The sequence below is a fragment of the Micromonospora coxensis genome, assembly GCF_900090295.1.
Taxonomy (GTDB): domain Bacteria; phylum Actinomycetota; class Actinomycetes; order Mycobacteriales; family Micromonosporaceae; genus Micromonospora; species Micromonospora coxensis.
Window position 1 is genome coordinate 4,762,986 of sequence record NZ_LT607753.1, and the last position, 15,972, is coordinate 4,778,957.

The window sequence follows — 15,972 nt, forward strand, 5'->3', positions numbered from 1 at the left end:
GTCGGTGGGCGGGGCCGACGGTGCCCGGAGAGGTGCCGGTCCTGCCCGGCGGCGGGCAGGCACGAGCTCGCGCGGCACCCTACGGGTGACGGAAAGTCACCGGTGGGGCGGGAGGGCGAGAGGGCGCTGTCGCCGCTTTGCTCTGCTGCCATGACCGCACCACCCCTGTGACCAGGGACGATCCGGTGGGCCCCGGGTCGGGAACAGAACGACCACCACGCTGTGTGCCTGGCGCGCCGGTGGCAGCAGAGCAGGGGGAGGGGCCGGTCGACGCGCCGGGAGCAGGGCCGCCGGGTCAGGTGGTCGCGGGAACCAGTTCGGTGGCCTCGCCCGGCGCGACGGCCGCCGCGCGCCGGTGCCGCAGCTCCAGCGGGAGCACCGCCAGGGTCAGCGCCAGCCCGACCGCGCCGGTCACCGCGAAGCCCCACAGCGGCGCCGAGACGTCGATCACCGCACCGGCCAGCGGCGCGCCCAGCGCGATGCCGACCGTGACCGCGGAGCCGTGCAGGCCCATCGCCTCGCCCCGGACCCCGGAGGGGGCCAGCCGGCTCACCGCGTCGGCGGTCGCCGCGAGGGTCGGGGCGCAGAGCGCGCCCGCCGGGACGAGGGCCAGGCAGAGCAGCCACCAGTGGTCGCCGCCCAGCCCGACCGGGATGGTGCAGAGGCTGAGCACGGCGGCCAGCGCCAGCGGGGAGAACGACCGCTGGACCGCGCCGTACGCGAAGCCGCCGACCAGCGACGCGACCGCCCACATGGCGAGGACGGCGCCGGTCCAGCCGACCTCGCCGCCGGCGCGCAGCACGGCGACCACCGCGACGTCGGTGCCGCCCAGCACCAGGGTGGCCCCGGCGCTGACCGCCAGCACGGCCAGCAGGCGGGGGGTCAGCCAGACCCGACGGGGCACCCGGGGCTGCGGCCCCACCGGCTCGTCGGCGCTGCGGGTGGGCGGGTTCATCAGCCAGAGCGTGACGCCGGCGCCGACCACGCCCGCGCCGACGGCCCAGAGCGTGAAGCGCGCCGAGACGGCGGTGGCCAGGGCGACGGCGAGCGCCGGCCCGACCATGAACGACAGCTCCACCGACATCGAGTCCAGCGCGTACGCCGGTCGGCGGCGCTCCTGCGGCACCAGCGCGGCGATCGACTGGCGGATCACCGAGAAGACCGGCAGGGCGAGCAGGCCGGCGAAGAACGCCGCGGGCAGCAGCACCGGGTACGACAGCGTCGGCGCGCTCGCCCAGAACACCGCCTCGGCGACGGTGGTGACGGCGAGCACCGGGCGCAGGCCGTGCCGGTCGACGAGGCGGCCGAGCAGCGGCGAGCCGATCGCGGCGCCCACGGTCAGCGCGGCGCCGATCAGGCCGGCGGCGCCGTAGCCGCGACCGAGGTCGAGCACGACGAAGAAGGTGAGCGTCACCCCGGTCGCGGTGAGCGGGACACGGGCCAGGACGGACACCAGCAGCAACGACCGGAGCCCGGGCTGGGCGAGCGCCTGCCGGTAAGGTGTCAAGTTCACGATGGTCCGTACCTCCGGCGGCCATCCTTCGCCGGGGGTACGACATCGGCAAGCCGTTTACCGGCTCAAGCGGCCCGCATCACAGCCTCACCCTGCAAGGTCACCCCGGCGCCCTGCATCGCCCGCACCGCCACGTCGAGGGTCTCCGGCGCGACGGCGGCGGTCAGGTCGAGCAGCACCGTGGTGTCGAAGCCCTCGCGGGCCGCGTCCAGCGCGGTGGCGCGTACGCAGTGGTCGGTGGCGATGCCCACCACGTCGACCCGGTCCACGTCGTGCCGGCGCAGCCAGTCCGCCAGGCACTCGCCGCCCTCGGCGTGCCCCTCGAAGCCGGAGTACGCGGCGGCGTGCTCGCCCTTGTGGAAGATCGCCTCCACCCGGCCGGTCTCCAGCTCGGGGTGGAACTCGGAGCCGGGGGTGCCCACCACGCAGTGCCGCGGCCAGGAGTCGACGTAGTCCGGCGGATCGCCGAAGTGCGCCCCCGGGTCGACGTGGTAGTCCTTGGTGGCGACCACGTGGTCCCAGCGCTGCGGTTCGGCGGCGAGCAGCCGGGAGATCCCGGCGGCCACGCCGGCGCCGCCGGCGACGGCGAGCGAGCCGCCCTCGCAGAAGTCGTTCTGCACGTCCACGATGATCAAGGCGTTGGCCATCGGAGGTGTCCTTCCTCAGCTTGCCGGTACGACGGTGACCGGGATGGCCGGGTCACCGGCGGAGAGCTTCAACCCCTCCCAGGGGATCGAGATCAGGCACTGCCGCAGGTGCTCCCGGGACTCGTCCAGCGACGGCAGCGCCACCGGCTCCCCGTCCACGATGAACGAGCGTTGCAGCAGCCGGTCGTTGGGCTGCCGGTCCGGCACGCCCTGCGGCACGACGACCTCCTCGGTGGCGGTGCCGGTCGGCTTGTGCCGGCGTACCGCGACCTTCCGGCCGCCGATGGTGGCCTTGTGCTCGGAGCGCTTGACCACCGCCCGGCCCTCCACCTCGACCAGCTTGTAGACCAGCCCGGCGGTCGGCGCGCCGGATCCGGTGACCACGGCGGTGCCGGCGCCGTACATGTCGACCGGCTCGGCGGCGAGCGTGGCGATGGCGTACTCGTCCAGGTCGCCGGAGACGATGATCTTCGTCTCGGTCGCGCCGAGCGAGTCGAGCAGTTCCCGGGACTGCTGGGCGATCACCGTCAGGTCGCCCGAGTCGATCCGGACGGCCCGCAGCTCCGGCCCGGCCACCTCGATCGCGTTACGGATGCCCTGGGTGATGTCGTACGTGTCGACCAGCAGGGTGGTGTCCTTGCCCAGGGTGGCCACCTGCGAGGCGAACGCCGCCTTCTCGTCGTCGTGCAGCAGGGTGAACGCGTGGGCGGCCGTGCCGGCGGTCGGGATGCCGTAGCGCTGCCCCGCCGCCAGGTTGGAGGTGAACCGGAACCCGGCCAGGTACGCCGCCCGCGCCGCGGCCACCGCCGCCTCCTCGTGCGCCCGCCGCGAACCCATCTCGATCAGCGCCCGGCCCCGGGCCGCGGTGACCATCCGGGCGGCGGCGGCCGCCACCGCGCAGTCGTGGTTGAGCACCGAGAGCACCAGCGTCTCCAGCACCACGCACTCGGCGAAGCTGCCGGAGACGGTGAGGATCGGCGAGCCGGGGAAGAAGAGTTCACCCTCGGCGTACCCGTCGACGTCGCCGGTGAAGCGGTAGCCGGCCAGCCACTCGGCGGCGGCGTCGTCGACCACGCCGGTGCGGCGCAGGAAGTCGATCTCCGTCGCGTCGAAGCGGAAGTCGCGGATCAGGTCGACCAGCCGGCCCGTCCCGGCGACCACGCCGTACCGCCGGCCGGTCGGCAGCCGCCGGCTGAACACCTCGAAGGCGCAGCGGCGCTCGGCCGTGCCGTCCCGCAGGGCAGCACTGACCATGGTCAGCTCGTAGTGGTCGGTCAGCAGCGCGGGGCGAAGGGTGCTCACCGCCCCAGCCTAGAGTTCACTCCGTCCCGTCGCCGTCGTGGCCCGTGATCGAGCGCAACGCCGCCGGCAGTTCGGCCCGCCCGGTGATGCCGAGCTTGCTGTAGACCCGCTGGAGGTGGTTCTCCACCGTCCGGGTGGAGAGGAACAGTCGCTCGGCGATCAGCCGGCTGGTCACCCCCGCCGCGGCCAGCCCGGCGATCTGCCGCTCCCGGTCGGTCAGCGCCGGACGCAGCGCCTCCAACGCCGGGGTACGGATCTGGTCGGCGGCGCCGAGCAGGGCCCCGAGCCGCTGGTGGGCGGCGGCGGCCGAGGCGGCGCGGGCCCGGCGCAGCCCGTGCAGGGCGGTCGCGGCGGCCTCGGCGGCCCACACCGTCAGGCCCAGCGCGGCGAAGGCGTCGGCCACTTCCAGCAGGTCCGCGGCGTCGTCGGCGACGGTGGCCCGGGCGTACCGGGCGAGCAGCGGCGGCAGCACCCCGTCGACCCGGTCGGAGAGTTCGGTCAGCCGCTGCGCCACCGTACGCCGGCCGCCGTCGGTGCAGGTCGGCCCGACCGGCGTGTCCGCCCGGCCCAGCCGGACCAGGTCGTGCAGGACCAGCACCTCGTGCCCGGCCAGCCCGTCGGCGCGCAGCCGGTCGGCCAGGTCGGCGAGGTGCTTGGTGGCCCCGGGCAGGTCGCCGCCGGCCGCCAGCACCGCGCCCCGGGCCTGCTCCAGCCACGGGTACAGCACCGCCATCCCCGGGGTGTGCACCCGGTCCGCCTCGGCCATCGCCTCCGCCGCCGCCCCGGCGTCGCCGTGCAGGGCTGCCGCCTGGGCGCGCTCGGCGTGCGCCAGCCCGGCGTAGACCCGGCTGGTGGCCAGCACCGCGCAGGCCCCGAGGCTGATCTTGAGGGCGTCGCCGCTGCGCCCGCGCAGCCGGGCCGCGTACGCCTGGAGGATGGCCAGGTAGCCGGTGCCGAGCCGGAAGTCGCCGGCCCCGGCCAGGTCGGCGAACTCGTCCGCGGCGATCGCGTCGATGCCGGCCAGGTCGCCGGCGAGCGCCAGCCGGGTGCCCCGGGCCAGCTCCATCGCGAGCTGGAGGTAGGGCATGTCGGCCCGCCAGGCCGGCGCCTCGGCCTGCACCCGGGCGATCGCCGCCGCGCTGCGCCGGAACTGCCCGCGCGCCGCGTCGAGGTGGGCGATGGTGCACCGGGCCAGCTCGCGGGCCGCCACGCCGGCGGCCGGGCGGTCGAGCACCGACCGGGACAGCCGCAGCGCCTCCGTCGGGTCGAGGCCGTGCAGCCGCATGATCGCCTCGAAGGCCCGGACCCGCGCCTGGTCGCCCGGGTCGGCCAGCTCTGCGCCCGCGCGGGCGATCTCCTCCACCGTGGACTCCCGGCTGAGCCCCCAGTAGGTGACCATGCCGCGTACCGTCAGCCAGCGGCTGAGCCGCCGGTCGGAGGTGACCTCGCCGGTCACCGCGTCGAGCACCCGGACCGCCTCGTCCGGCCGGTCGGCGAACATGAGGATGGTGGCGAGCAGCTCCGCGGCGTCGAAGCCGCCGTCGGCGTCGAGCGCCGCGCGGGCCAGCCGGGTCGCCAGGGGTACGTCGTAGCGGGCGAACGCCTGCGCCGCCGCGCCCAGCAGCAGGGTGCCGTCCTGGGCGGTGCCGGAGTCCAGCCGCCACACCGCGACCCGGAGCAGGTCGCCCCGGCGGCGCGCGCCGACCGCCTCCAGCAGCTCGGCCAGGCGGGCCTGCAACCGTCTGGTCCGGCTGACCGGGCAGCGGCGGCGCATGATCTCCCCGTACAGCGGGTGGGCCAGTCGGGCGTCGAAGCGGCGGTCGTCCTGCACCACGGTGATCAGGCCGCGCTCCTCGGCCAGCTCCACGTCGGCCGGGTCGGCGGCCTGGCTCAGCAGGTGCAGGCCGAGCGGCTCGCCGAAGGCGACCAGCTCCACCACCGCCCGTACGCCCGACTCCAGCCGGCCGATCCGGGTGTCGATCAGGTCGGTCAGGCTGGGGGCGAGCTCCAGCCGGCCGGTCCAGCGCCAGACCCCGTAGCGGCGGTCCAGCTCGCCCCCGCCGGCCGCGGCGTGCACCAGCTCGCGCAGCAGCAGCGGGTTGCCGGCGGAGAGCCGGAACAGCCGCTCGGCCGAGCCGGCGTCGACCGGACCGTCCAGGATGGCGGCGAGCAGGTTCGTGGTCTCGGTGGGACCCAGCGGGGCCAGCTCCGCGTGCTCGACCAGGTCGTCGGTCCAGAGCGCCCGGATCGGCAGCGGGATCTGCTCGCCGTTGCGCAGCGTCCCCAGGACGGTGGTGTTCTCCTGCCGGGCGAGCAGGTGGACCAGCGCCGCCGACGGCGGGTCGAGCAGGTGGGCGTCGTCGATGGCGAGCACGATCCGCCGGCCGGCCGCCTGCTCCCGCAGCACCTCCACGGCCCAGCGCAGCACCCCGGCGGGGGAGAGGCCCTCGGGCTGCTCGGCGGGGAGCACCTGGGCCAGCCCGCCGAAGGGCAGGGCGGCGGTGGCGCTGCTGGCGGCGACGTACCAGATCGCGTAGCGCTCGGGGGGCAGCGCGCGGACGCCCTCGCGCAGCAGCCGGCTCTTGCCGACCCCGGCGCTGCCGCTGAAGAAGAGCCCGCGTCCCTCGACCCCGTCCACCGCCGATTGCAGACGGTCAAGTTCGTCCGTTCGGCCGACGAAACACCACCGACTCATCGGAGCAGCATATCGATGGAATTCCGTCCGCGCGGGCACCGTCACGCTGCGAAGTTGAGTAATCTCGCAGTTACCGGTGAGTATCCGAGGTGTTCCGTGCCAGTCGGTAAGAGCCCTTACTCTTCCGGCATCCGGGGTGCCACCACACCGGACGTGTCCGCGGGCGGAGCCACTGCCCGCCCTACCGGGAGGCCACCGATGAGACCCGGCCCACTCCCCGGGGTCGACGTGCCCGGCGGTCCTGGCGGCGCAGCCGGGCTGCCCCGCTGCGCTCCGCTGACGACGCGCCTGGGGGTCACCGAGCCCGCGTCCGACGAGCCGCTCACCGTGGTCGCCGCCGGCCCGGCCGGCGCGGCCCGGCGCGAGGTGCTCGCCGCCCTGCTGGGCGTCTCCTCCGGCATGCTCGCCGTGCCGACCGGCAGCACCCTGCTGGTCCGGCACGACCGGACGGCCACCCGCGCGGCCTACGTCCCGGGCTACTCGAAGCCGCACTCCTACGGCGCGGACCAGGCGGCCGCCGGTCCCGCGTTGGCCCGGCCCCCGCGCCGGGTGGAGCTGCACCTGCCCGAGCCGCTGCTGCGCCACTTCGCGCTGCTCGACACGCCGGACACCGACACCCTCGGCGTCGCCGGCGGCCGGGTGCTGCTCGACGCGGTCGGGCGTGGCGGGGCGCTGCTCTTCGTCATCGGCGCGGACCAGGCCTTCGGCGCCGCCGAGCTGCACCTGCTCACCCAGGTGGCCCGCGCGTCGGTCGCGGTCTTCTTCGTGGTCACCCCGGGTGCCGGAGGGTGGGCGACGACCACCGAGGCGGCCGGGACGGAGGACACGGGGGAGTCCGTCCCGTCGCCGGTGGACCCGGCGGAGGTCAGCGTCGAGGCGCACCGGGCGGCGCTGCTCGCCGCCGTGCCGTCGCTGGCCGGGGCCCGGTGGTTCCCGGTGCACCAGGCCGAGCACCCCGGCCTGCGCCGGGCGCTGGTGGGCTGGGCGGCCGACGAGGGGCTGCGCCGGGCCAGCCTGCAACCGCCCGAGCTGCCCGGCGAGCGCGGCCGGGTGAGCGTGCCGCCGGACGCCGACGCCGGGGCGTGGTCGGAGTGGCTGGAACGGCAGAGCCGCTCCTGCGCCCGCAGCATCCGCCAGCACCTCGCCCTGGAGCTGGCCAACGCCCACCTGCGGGTGGTCCAGGAGATCGTCTTCGGGGTCGGCTGCGCGGGTCTGCCGCAGCTGCTGGACCGGGAGATGGAGGCGCTGTCGCTGCTCGCCACCGTGCAGTGCGACGAGGCGGTCCGGGGCATCGTCGACGAGGCCGCCGCGCAGGTGCTCGGTGCGCCGGTGGCCGAGGGGGTCCGGCGCCGCATCGCCCGGGCCACCCGCCTGCGCCTGGCCGACCAGCCGTCCGGGCGGGACCTCGACCGGGTGCTCCTGGTGACCAGCACCGCCGGGGTCGGCGACCTGACCGGCGCGGCGGCGCTGGACGCGCTCGCCGGGCACCCCGGCGCACCGCGCGACGAGGTGCTGCCGCCGGTGGGGGTGGCGCTCTCCGGCGGGTGCTGGCAGCACTGGCGCAGCCCCGGCAACGACGATCCGAGCGGCGCCCGGTCCTGGGCCCAGCGGGCGCTGCGCGAGGTCGAGCTGGAGCTGTGCCGGGAGGTGTCCCGGCGCTTCGAGGTGATCCGTCTCTCGCTCGGCGCGGTGCTCTCCGATGCGCTCGACCACGGCATCCTGCTCGCCTGAGCGCGTGGCCCACGCGCTGTCGCCCGGCCCGGTCACCGCGGTCCGGGAGGGTGAACCGGACGGCCCCGGCGTTCCGGTTCATCGGTTCGCCGGATCCGGTGGCACGATGGGGGGCATGGCGGCTCCACAGGTTGCACCGGTCGAGACGCCGGACACCGACGAGGTGCCGGTGTCGGACCGGCCTTGGGTGACGATCGTCTGGGACGACCCGGTCAATCTCATGACGTACGTGACCTGGGTCTTTCAGAAGCTCTTCGGGTACAGCCGGGAGAAGGCCGAGAAACTGATGCTGGACGTGCACCACAAGGGCAAGGCCGTGGTGTCGACCGGCGCCCGGGAGCGGATGGAGCACGACGCGTCGCAGCTGCACGCGTACGGGCTGTGGGCGACGGTGGAGCGCTCGTGAGCATGTTCCGTCGCCAGGGCGACCGGTACGTCGCCACCTTCGCCGTGGACGAGGTCCGCGTGCTGCGCAAGGTCGCCTCCGAGGTGGTCGGGCTGCTCACCGACGGGTTCGACCACGGCGACCCGGTGGTCGGGCGGCTCTTCCCCGACGCGTACCCGGACGACCCGGCCGGGACCGCGGAGTTCCGTCGGTACACCGAGGGCGACCTGAAGACCGCCAAGATCGACCAGGCGGGGGCGATCCTGGCCGCGCTGCCGGACTCCGCCGGCGGCGAGGTGCGGCTGGACGCCGAGGCGGCCGAGGCGTGGCTGCGGGCGCTCAACGACGCCCGGCTGGCGATGGGCGTCCGGCTGGAGATCAAGGACGGCACCGACCTCGGCGAGGAACTGGACGACGCGGTCGCCGAGGACCCCACCTCGTCCCGAGTGTTCCAACTGTCGGTATACGCCTACCTCGGCTACCTGCAGGAGTCCCTGCTCAACGCCTTGATCGACTGAAGTGTGACGGTCGCCGCCTCGCCGGGCCCGGCAGGTGGGCGCTAGGCTGGGCCACGTGCTGAGCATCGACCGGTCGATCGTCGAGGCGATCGTCGCCCACGCGCGCCGGGACCACCCGGACGAGGCGTGCGGCGTGGTCGCCGGTCCCGCCGGCAGCGACACCCCCACCCGGCACATCCCGATGGACAACGCCGCCCGCTCGATGACGTTCTACGAGTTCGACTCGATGGAGCAGTTGCGCGTGTGGCGGGAGATGGACGACCGCGACGAGGAGCCGGTCGTCATCTACCACTCGCACACCGCGACGGAGGCGTACCCGTCCCGCACGGACATCTCCTTCGCCGGTGAGCCCGGGGCCCACTACCTGCTGGTCTCCACCCGCGAGCCCGACACGGAGGAGATCCGCTCCTTCCGCATCGTCGACGGCGTGGTGACCGAGGAGCCGGTGCGGATCGTGGACGCCGCCGTTGACCCGCACGCGGTGCAGTCCTACATGTTCGGGCAGAGCCCGGCGACGGTCGACTACGAGTGTTCGGGCCGCTGACCCTTCAGCCCCGTTCCCTCTCTCCCGTCACCGAGCACACCCGATCAAGGAGCACGCCACCATGGCCATCGAGGTTCGCATCCCCACCATCCTGCGCAGCTACACCGGCGGCGCGAAGGTCGTCGAGGGCGCCGGGGACACCCTGGGCGACCTGCTCACCGACCTGGACTCCCGGCACGCCGGCCTGAAGGCCCGGCTGGTCACCGACGCCGGCACGCTGCACCGCTTCGTCAACGTCTACGTCAACGACGAGGACGTCCGCTTCCTGGGCGCGCTCGACGCCAAGCTCAACGACGGCGACAGCGTGACCATCCTGCCGGCCGTCGCCGGTGGCGCCTTCGGCTTCGCGGCCGCCGCCGCGCTGGCCGGTGGCCGCCGCGTCGCCGCCGTCCGCTGACGGCGGCCGTCATGGCGCGGTACGACAGCCTGCTCGACGCCTGCGGCGGCACCCCCCTGGTGGGGCTGCCCCGGCTCTCGCCGACGGTGCCCGAGGGGGCACCGCCGGTGCGGCTCTGGGCGAAGCTGGAGGACCGGAACCCGACCGGCAGCATCAAGGACCGCGCGGCCCTGTTCATGGTCCGCGCGGCGGAGGAGGCCGGTCGGCTCCGTCCGGGTGACACCATCCTGGAGCCCACCAGCGGCAACACCGGCATCTCGCTGGCCATGGTGGCCAAGCTGCGCGGCTACCGGCTGGTCTGCGTCATGCCGGAGAACGTCTCCACCGAGCGGGTCCAGCTGCTCCGGATGTACGGCGCGGAGATCATCTTCTCGCCGGCCGCCGGCGGCTCGAACCAGGCCGTCGCGACCGCGAAGCAGATCTCGGCCGAGCATCCCGACTGGGTGATGCTCTACCAGTACGGCAACGAGGCCAACGCCCGGGCGCACTACGAGACGACCGGGCCGGAGCTGCTGCACGACCTGCCCACGATCACCCACTTCGTGGCGGGTCTGGGCACCACCGGCACCCTGATGGGCACCGGACGGTACCTGCGCGAGAAGGTCGACGGCATCCAGGTGGTGGCCGCCGAGCCGCGCTACGGCGAGTTGGTCTACGGCCTGCGCAACATCGACGAGGGGTACGTCCCGGAGCTCTACGACGCCACCGTGCTCAACCGGCGGTTCTCCGTCGGCACCCGGGACGCGGTGCTGCGCACCCGGCAGCTCGTCGAGGTGGAGGGGATCTTCGCGGGCTTCTCCACCGGGGCGATCCTGCACGCCGCCCTGGCCGTGGCGCACGAGGCGGTGCGCGAGGGTCGCCGGGCCGACGTCGCCTTCGTGGTCTGCGACGGCGGCTGGAAGTACCTCTCCACGGGCGCGTACGGCGGCACCCTCGCCGACGCCGAGGACGCCCTCGAAGGACAGCTCTGGGCGTGATGCCCGGCCACGGGCCGGTCGGTGCGTCGCCGGCCGGCCCCGTGGGTGTCACGTTGATGACAAGTTCCAGTAGACGATTCTTGCCCCGCCGTCGCTGCGCGTAGGCTGCGCAGCGTGGCGTACGCGTCGGTAGAGATCATCAGCGGTGCTGACACCGGCGTGTCGACTACGGTCGGTGACAGCGGAGCGACTGGATGAGACTGACCGTCCTGGGCTGCGCGGGCAGCTTCCCCGGCCCCGAATCACCCTGCTCCGCCTACCTGGTCGAGGCGGACGGCTTCCGCCTCCTGGTGGACTTCGGCTCCGGCGCGCTCTCCACCCTCCAGCGCTACGTGGGGCTGCACGCCCCCGACGCCATCCTCCTGACCCACCTGCACTGCGACCACATCCTCGACGCCGCCTCGTACGTGGTGGTCCGCCGGTACGCCCCGGACGGCCCGTACCCGCCGCTGCCGGTGTACGCCCCGTCCGGCGCCCCGGACCGGCTCGCCGCCGTGTACGGCCAGGAGGACAGCACGGTCGAGGACGTCTACCAGTTCTACGGCCTGCAGCCCGGCACCTTCCCGATCGGCCCGTTCACCGTCACCGTCGACCGGATGAACCACCCCGTCGAGACGTACGGGGTGCGGCTGGAGCACGGCGGCCGGGTGCTCTGCTACTCCTCGGACACCGCGCCCTGCGACGCCCTGCTGCGGCTGGCCCAGGACGCCGACGTCTTCCTCTGCGAGGCGAGCTACCTCGACGGCATGGACAACCCGCCGGACCTGCACCTGACCGGCCGGGAGGCCGGCGAGGCGGCCACCAAGGCGGGCGTGGGCCGGCTCCTGCTCACCCATCTCGTGGTGGCCTGGGGCAGCGAGTCGCAGACCGTCGAGGCGGCGGCCGGGGCGTACACCGGGCCGCTGGAAGTCGTCCGCGCCGGCGCCACGTACGACGTGTGACGGGGCAGCCGGTGCGGGCCGGCTGACCCTAGGATCTCGCGGGTGACCGATCCCCACCCGCATCCCGACGCCGGCCCGGGTCGGGTGCCCGCCGGGCCGTACCCGCCCGGACCCGCGCCGCAGCAGCCGCCCGCGCCGGGACCGTTCCCGCCCCGCCCCGCCGGGACAGGGCCGACAGGTCCGATCCCGGTCGGACCGTTCGCGCCGCCCGTCGAGCAGCCGCCCGCGCCCGTGCCGCCCGTGCTGGCCGTGCCGCCCGTGCCCGCCGTGCCGGCTGCGTCGCCGGTGCCGACCGGGTCGCCCGTGGGGCAGTCGGGCGGGCCGTACCCGGTCGGCGCCGGGCCGTACCCGACGGCCGGGCCGTACCCGACGGCCGGGCCGTACCCGGCGGGTGCGGGGCCGTCTGCGGCGGCCTGGGCGCAGCCAGCCGGTGCGGGGCCGCAGCCGCTCGCGCCGTACCCGGCCTCGGCCGGTCAGCACGGCGGGCCGTACCCGGCGAGTGGGCCGCCGCCGGGCCCGGTCCCGCCCGTCCGGGCAGCGGGCACCGGCGGCAAGCGGGTGGCCGTCCTGGTGCTGGCCGGGGTGCTGATCCTCGCCCTCTGCGCCGGTGGGGGCCTCTTCGGCTGGTTCGGCTGGTTCGTGCCCCGGCAGGAGGCGCAGCAGCGGGAGGCCATCCGCGAGGACCTCGGGGTGCCGCGCGGGTTCACCGCGGTGCAGTCGTTCCAGGGCGACGACGTGCTGGTGGCGACGTACCGGCTCCGCTGCCCGAAGGGGGTCTGCCCGCGCGGGGTCGCGCAGGACCTGCACGAATGGCTCTCCGACGCCGGGGCGCAGGGCACCGAGGTCACCGACGTGGCCGGGTGCGTCGCCCACGGTCAGCGGCCCGGTGGGCCGTTGTGCGAGTGGCGCTGGCGCGTGCGGGGCTGCCGGGCGGAGGCGTCCACCCAGGGACTGGAAGAGGCCCCGGTGGGATGGGACCGGGACATGGTCCTGCTGATGCGGCTGCGCGAGTGCGACTGATCCCGGCGGCCCGGGGCGGTGGGCGCGCAGGGCGGCGGGGCGTCGGGCGGGCCGCCGTCGCCCTAGGATCTGCCGCGTGAGCGACCCCTCCGGGAACCCGTACGGGCACCCCGCCGGCCCTGCCCACCCCTCGGCGGCGGGCCGGCCCGCGTCCTGGGCGCACCCCGCCGCACCGGCGTACCCCACCGGCCCGCACCCGGCGGCGCCGCCCGTCCCGCAGCCGATGCGTCCGGACGGGCAGCCGGTCCCCGGCCACCCCGGACCGGGCGGCCCGCAGCCGTACCGGGCGGCTCCGGTCCCGCCGGCGCGCGGCGGGCGCGGCACGGTGTGGGTGGTCCTCGCCGTGGTGGTCGTGCTGGTCCTCGGCTGCGGTGGCGCCGCCGGCTACGTCGGCTGGTTCCGCCCCTGGTACGACGCGAAGCAGCGGGCCGAGGCGCAGACCCGGCTGGGCGCACCCGACGGCTTCACCGAGACGTCGGCGCTGGACAACGACGGCGCGGAGACCCGCACCGTGGTCTACGAGGTCACCTGCCAGGGCAGCGTCTGCCCCGTCGACGTGCCGGAGAGCCTGTACGCCTGGCTGGTCCGGGCCGGGCGGACCGACCTCGACCCCACCGACATCCGCAACTGCCTGCTGCGGCGCGCGCAGGCCGGCGCCGACGCGTGCAGCGACTGGCGATGGCGCTGGGACGGCTACGCGGTGCGCGTCGAGACCCGGGGCGCCCTGCCGCTCGCCGACCCCACGGCGACGGGGCGGAGGACCCTCCAGGTCTGGTTCCACCTCGGTCCCCGCCACTGACCACGGTCGGGCACCGACGCGTGCGCCGGACGCGGCACCCGGGGACGGTCCGTTCACGGCACCGCATAAGGTGCAGGGATGGCGCGACCTGACGGGCGGCTGCCCGACCAACTCCGACCGGTCACCCTCACCCGTGGCTGGAGCACCCACCCGGAGGGCTCGGTGCTCGTCGAGTTCGGCGGCACCCGGGTGCTCTGCACGGCCAGCGTCACCGAGGGGGTGCCCCGCTGGCGCAAGGGATCCGGGCTCGGGTGGGTGACCGCCGAGTACGCGATGCTGCCCCGGGCCACCAACACCCGCTCCGACCGGGAGAGCGTGCGCGGCAAGGTCGGCGGGCGTACCCACGAGATCTCCCGCCTGATCGGGCGCAGCCTGCGGGCCGGCATCGACCTGAAGGCGCTCGGCGAGAACTCGATCGTGCTCGACTGCGACGTGCTCCAGGCCGACGGCGGCACCCGTACGGCGGCGATCACCGGCGCGTACGTCGCCCTGCACGACGCGGTGACCTGGCTGGCCGCCCGCAAGGCGCTGGCCGGCAAGCCGGAGAAGGTCATGCACCGGTCGGTGGCCGCGGTCAGCGTCGGCGTCATCGCCGGCGAGGCGCGGCTGGACCTGAACTACGAGGAGGACGTCGCCGCCGAGGTGGACATGAACGTGGTCTGCACCGGCGCCGGCGAGTTCGTCGAGGTGCAGGGGACGGGGGAGGACGGCGTCTTCTCCCGGGGGCAGCTGGACGCGCTGCTCGACCTGGGCCTGGCGGGCTGTGTGGAACTGGCCGAGGCACAGCGGAAGGCACTGGCATCATGAACAAGGTCCTGCTCGCCACCCGTAACCGCAAGAAGCTCATCGAGCTGCAGCGGATCCTCGACGGCGCGCTCGGCGCGCACCGGATCGCCCTGGTCGGGCTGGACGACGTCGAGGAGTACCCGGAGCTGCCGGAGACCGGCCTGACCTTCGGCGAGAACGCGTTGATCAAGGCGCGGGAGGGCTGCCGGCGCACCGGCCTGCCGACCATCGCCGACGACTCCGGCATCGCCGTCGACGCGCTCAACGGCATGCCGGGCGTGTTCAGCGCCCGCTGGGCCGGCAGCCACGGCGACGACAAGGCCAACCTCCAGCTCGTCCTGGACCAGATCGCCGACCTGCCCGACGAGCACCGCAAGGCGTCCTTCGTCTGCACCGTCGCGCTGGTGCTGCCCGGCGGCAAGGAGCACCTGGTGGACGGCCGGCAGAGCGGCCGGCTGCTGCGCGCGCCGCGCGGCGAGGGCGGCTTCGGCTACGACCCGATCTTCCTCGGTGACGGCCAGGACCGGACCAACGCGGAGCTGACGCCGGAGGAGAAGGACGCGATCAGCCACCGCGGCAAGGCGCTGCGCGAGCTGGCGAAGCTGGTCGCCAAGGTGCTCCCGCCGGCCTGACCGGCACCGGCCACGCCGACACCGACGGGACGGGGACGGCCGGCGGCTCCGGTCCCTGCGGCGGCCGGACGAGGACGACGTCCCCCCCCGGACCGCGCAGTCGGTCGGGGCGGGTCGTCGGGGCACGGTGGAGAAGAGGGACGACGTGCCGGGTGTCCTGACGGGCTTCGCCGTCATCGGGGCCGTGGTCGCCGTCGGCTGGCTGCTCGGCCGGCGCGACGTCCTCGGCCCGCAGGCGTCGACGGTGCTGTCCCGGGTGGCGTTCTTCGTGGCCACCCCGGCGCTGCTGTTCACCACCGTGGCGCGGGCCGACGTGCTCGCGGCCGTCTCGTCCGCCCTGCTCGTGACGGTGCTCAGCACCGCCGTCGTGGCGACCGTCTTCGTGCTCGTGGTGCGCCTGCGGTGGCGCCGCTCCGCCGCCGAGACCACCATCGGGGTGCTCGCCTCGTCGTACGTGAACGCGGCGAACATCGGCATCCCGGTCGCCGTGTACGTCCTCGGCGACGCCTCGATCGTCGCGCCCGTGCTGATGTTCCAGCTGGTGGTGATGGCGCCGCTGGCCTTCGCCGTGCTGGAGACGAGCACCGGCGGGCGGATGCCGCCGCTGCGGGCGGTGACCCGGCCACTGGGCAATCCGGTCACCGTCGCCTGCGCCCTGGGCGTGGCGGTCAACCTGACCGGCTGGTACCCGCCGGAGGCGGTGCTGCGGCCGGTCGAACTGGTGGCCGCGATGGCCGTGCCCGCCGCCCTGCTCGCGTACGGGCTGTCGCTGCACGGGGCGCCGATGCCCGGCTCGGGCGACACCGGCCCGGACGTCCGGCTGGCGGTGCTGCTCAAGACCGTCGCCCAGCCCACCGTCGCGTACCTGATCGCCCGGTTCGCCCTGGCGCTGCCGCACCCGCTCGTGCTGGCCTGCACCGTCACCGCCGCGCTGCCGACCGCGCAGAACGTCTTCGTCTACGCGGTCCGCTACGGCCGGGGCGTGGTGCTGGCCCGGGACGCGGTGCTGCTGTCCACCGTGGTGGCGGTGCCGGTGCTGCTCGGCGTGGCGCTGCTCGGCAGCTGAGCGCCGGACACGGCTCGTC

16 protein-coding genes are annotated in these 15,972 nt (G+C 75.1%); 12 read left to right on the top strand and 4 right to left on the bottom strand.

The annotated features are described in order from the left end of the window. Nucleotides 1-295 precede the first annotated feature (295 nt). From GA0070614_RS21765 to GA0070614_RS21780, 4 genes are all read right to left on the bottom strand, one after another. Nucleotides 296-1,513 carry an MFS transporter gene (locus GA0070614_RS21765; RefSeq protein ID WP_088977699.1) on the bottom strand — a complete coding sequence of 406 codons (1,218 nt, stop codon included), beginning with the start codon at nt 1,511-1,513 and terminating at the stop codon, nt 296-298. A 65-nt stretch (nt 1,514-1,578) separates the two neighbouring features. Then, nucleotides 1,579-2,160: an isochorismatase family protein gene (locus GA0070614_RS21770; protein WP_088977700.1), complete on the bottom strand. Its 582-nt coding sequence runs from the start codon at nt 2,158-2,160 to the stop codon at nt 1,579-1,581. A 15-nt stretch (nt 2,161-2,175) separates the two neighbouring features. After that, nucleotides 2,176-3,462: a nicotinate phosphoribosyltransferase gene (locus tag GA0070614_RS21775; RefSeq protein WP_088977701.1), complete on the bottom strand. Its 1,287-nt coding sequence runs from the start codon at nt 3,460-3,462 to the stop codon at nt 2,176-2,178. 16 nt (nt 3,463-3,478) lie between these two features. Next, nucleotides 3,479-6,157: a helix-turn-helix transcriptional regulator gene (locus GA0070614_RS21780; RefSeq protein WP_088977702.1), complete on the bottom strand. Its 2,679-nt coding sequence runs from the start codon at nt 6,155-6,157 to the stop codon at nt 3,479-3,481. A gap of 198 nt (nt 6,158-6,355) precedes the next feature. Here GA0070614_RS21780 and GA0070614_RS21785 point away from each other — a divergent pair, with 198 nt between their 5' ends. From GA0070614_RS21785 to GA0070614_RS21840, 12 genes are all read left to right on the top strand, one after another. Then, nucleotides 6,356-7,888 (top strand): P-loop NTPase family protein, encoded by a 1,533-nt coding sequence (locus GA0070614_RS21785; RefSeq protein WP_088977703.1) that lies wholly within the window; start codon nt 6,356-6,358, stop codon nt 7,886-7,888. A 115-nt stretch (nt 7,889-8,003) separates the two neighbouring features. After that, nucleotides 8,004-8,294, top strand: coding sequence for an ATP-dependent Clp protease adapter ClpS (gene clpS, locus GA0070614_RS21790; protein ID WP_088979582.1), 291 nt, complete (start codon nt 8,004-8,006; stop codon nt 8,292-8,294). 2 nt (nt 8,295-8,296) lie between these two features. Then, nucleotides 8,297-8,791: a DUF2017 domain-containing protein gene (locus tag GA0070614_RS21795; RefSeq protein WP_172892612.1), complete on the top strand. Its 495-nt coding sequence runs from the start codon at nt 8,297-8,299 to the stop codon at nt 8,789-8,791. Nucleotides 8,792-8,846: 55 nt separating this feature from the next. Next, nucleotides 8,847-9,335 (top strand): Mov34/MPN/PAD-1 family protein, encoded by a 489-nt coding sequence (locus tag GA0070614_RS21800; RefSeq protein ID WP_088977704.1) that lies wholly within the window; start codon nt 8,847-8,849, stop codon nt 9,333-9,335. 61 nt (nt 9,336-9,396) lie between these two features. Continuing rightward, on the top strand, nt 9,397-9,732 hold the full coding sequence (locus tag GA0070614_RS21805; protein WP_088977705.1) for a MoaD family protein: 336 nt from the start codon (nt 9,397-9,399) through the stop codon (nt 9,730-9,732). A gap of 11 nt (nt 9,733-9,743) precedes the next feature. Next, the gene (locus GA0070614_RS21810) at nt 9,744-10,709 is read left to right on the top strand and encodes a PLP-dependent cysteine synthase family protein (RefSeq protein ID WP_088977706.1); all 966 of its coding nucleotides are present in this window, start codon (nt 9,744-9,746) and stop codon (nt 10,707-10,709) included. Nucleotides 10,710-10,903: 194 nt separating this feature from the next. Continuing rightward, nucleotides 10,904-11,650 carry an MBL fold metallo-hydrolase gene (locus GA0070614_RS21815; protein ID WP_088977707.1) on the top strand — a complete coding sequence of 249 codons (747 nt, stop codon included), beginning with the start codon at nt 10,904-10,906 and terminating at the stop codon, nt 11,648-11,650. 42 nt (nt 11,651-11,692) lie between these two features. Further along, entirely contained in the window at nt 11,693-12,670 is a 978-nt protein-coding gene (locus GA0070614_RS21820) for a hypothetical protein (protein WP_157745066.1), read from the top strand. A gap of 76 nt (nt 12,671-12,746) precedes the next feature. Then, complete coding sequence (locus tag GA0070614_RS21825; protein WP_088977709.1) at nt 12,747-13,469, top strand: hypothetical protein; 723 nt, start codon at nt 12,747-12,749, stop codon at nt 13,467-13,469. A 78-nt stretch (nt 13,470-13,547) separates the two neighbouring features. After that, entirely contained in the window at nt 13,548-14,276 is a 729-nt protein-coding gene (gene rph / locus GA0070614_RS21830; RefSeq protein WP_088977710.1) for a ribonuclease PH, read from the top strand. Then, on the top strand, nt 14,273-14,887 hold the full coding sequence (gene rdgB / locus GA0070614_RS21835) for an RdgB/HAM1 family non-canonical purine NTP pyrophosphatase (protein ID WP_088977711.1): 615 nt from the start codon (nt 14,273-14,275) through the stop codon (nt 14,885-14,887). Before rph ends, rdgB begins: the two co-directional genes overlap by 4 nt. A 145-nt stretch (nt 14,888-15,032) precedes the next feature. After that, the gene (locus GA0070614_RS21840; RefSeq protein WP_088977712.1) at nt 15,033-15,953 is read left to right on the top strand and encodes an AEC family transporter; all 921 of its coding nucleotides are present in this window, start codon (nt 15,033-15,035) and stop codon (nt 15,951-15,953) included. Nucleotides 15,954-15,972: the final 19 nt, after the last annotated feature.

Coding starts and splice junctions, on each gene's coding strand:
- rdgB (WP_088977711.1), top strand. CDS start 14,273: ATGAACAAGGTCCTGCTCGCCACCCGTAACCGCAAGAAGCTCATCGAG.
- GA0070614_RS21785 (WP_088977703.1), top strand. CDS start 6,356: ATGAGACCCGGCCCACTCCCCGGGGTCGACGTGCCCGGCGGTCCTGGC.
- GA0070614_RS21815 (WP_088977707.1), top strand. CDS start 10,904: ATGAGACTGACCGTCCTGGGCTGCGCGGGCAGCTTCCCCGGCCCCGAA.
- GA0070614_RS21805 (WP_088977705.1), top strand. CDS start 9,397: ATGGCCATCGAGGTTCGCATCCCCACCATCCTGCGCAGCTACACCGGC.
- GA0070614_RS21770 (WP_088977700.1), bottom strand. CDS start 2,160: ATGGCCAACGCCTTGATCATCGTGGACGTGCAGAACGACTTCTGCGAG.
- GA0070614_RS21795 (WP_172892612.1), top strand. CDS start 8,297: ATGTTCCGTCGCCAGGGCGACCGGTACGTCGCCACCTTCGCCGTGGAC.
- rph (WP_088977710.1), top strand. CDS start 13,548: ATGGCGCGACCTGACGGGCGGCTGCCCGACCAACTCCGACCGGTCACC.
- GA0070614_RS21780 (WP_088977702.1), bottom strand. CDS start 6,157: ATGAGTCGGTGGTGTTTCGTCGGCCGAACGGACGAACTTGACCGTCTG.
- GA0070614_RS21810 (WP_088977706.1), top strand. CDS start 9,744: ATGGCGCGGTACGACAGCCTGCTCGACGCCTGCGGCGGCACCCCCCTG.
- clpS (WP_088979582.1), top strand. CDS start 8,004: ATGGCGGCTCCACAGGTTGCACCGGTCGAGACGCCGGACACCGACGAG.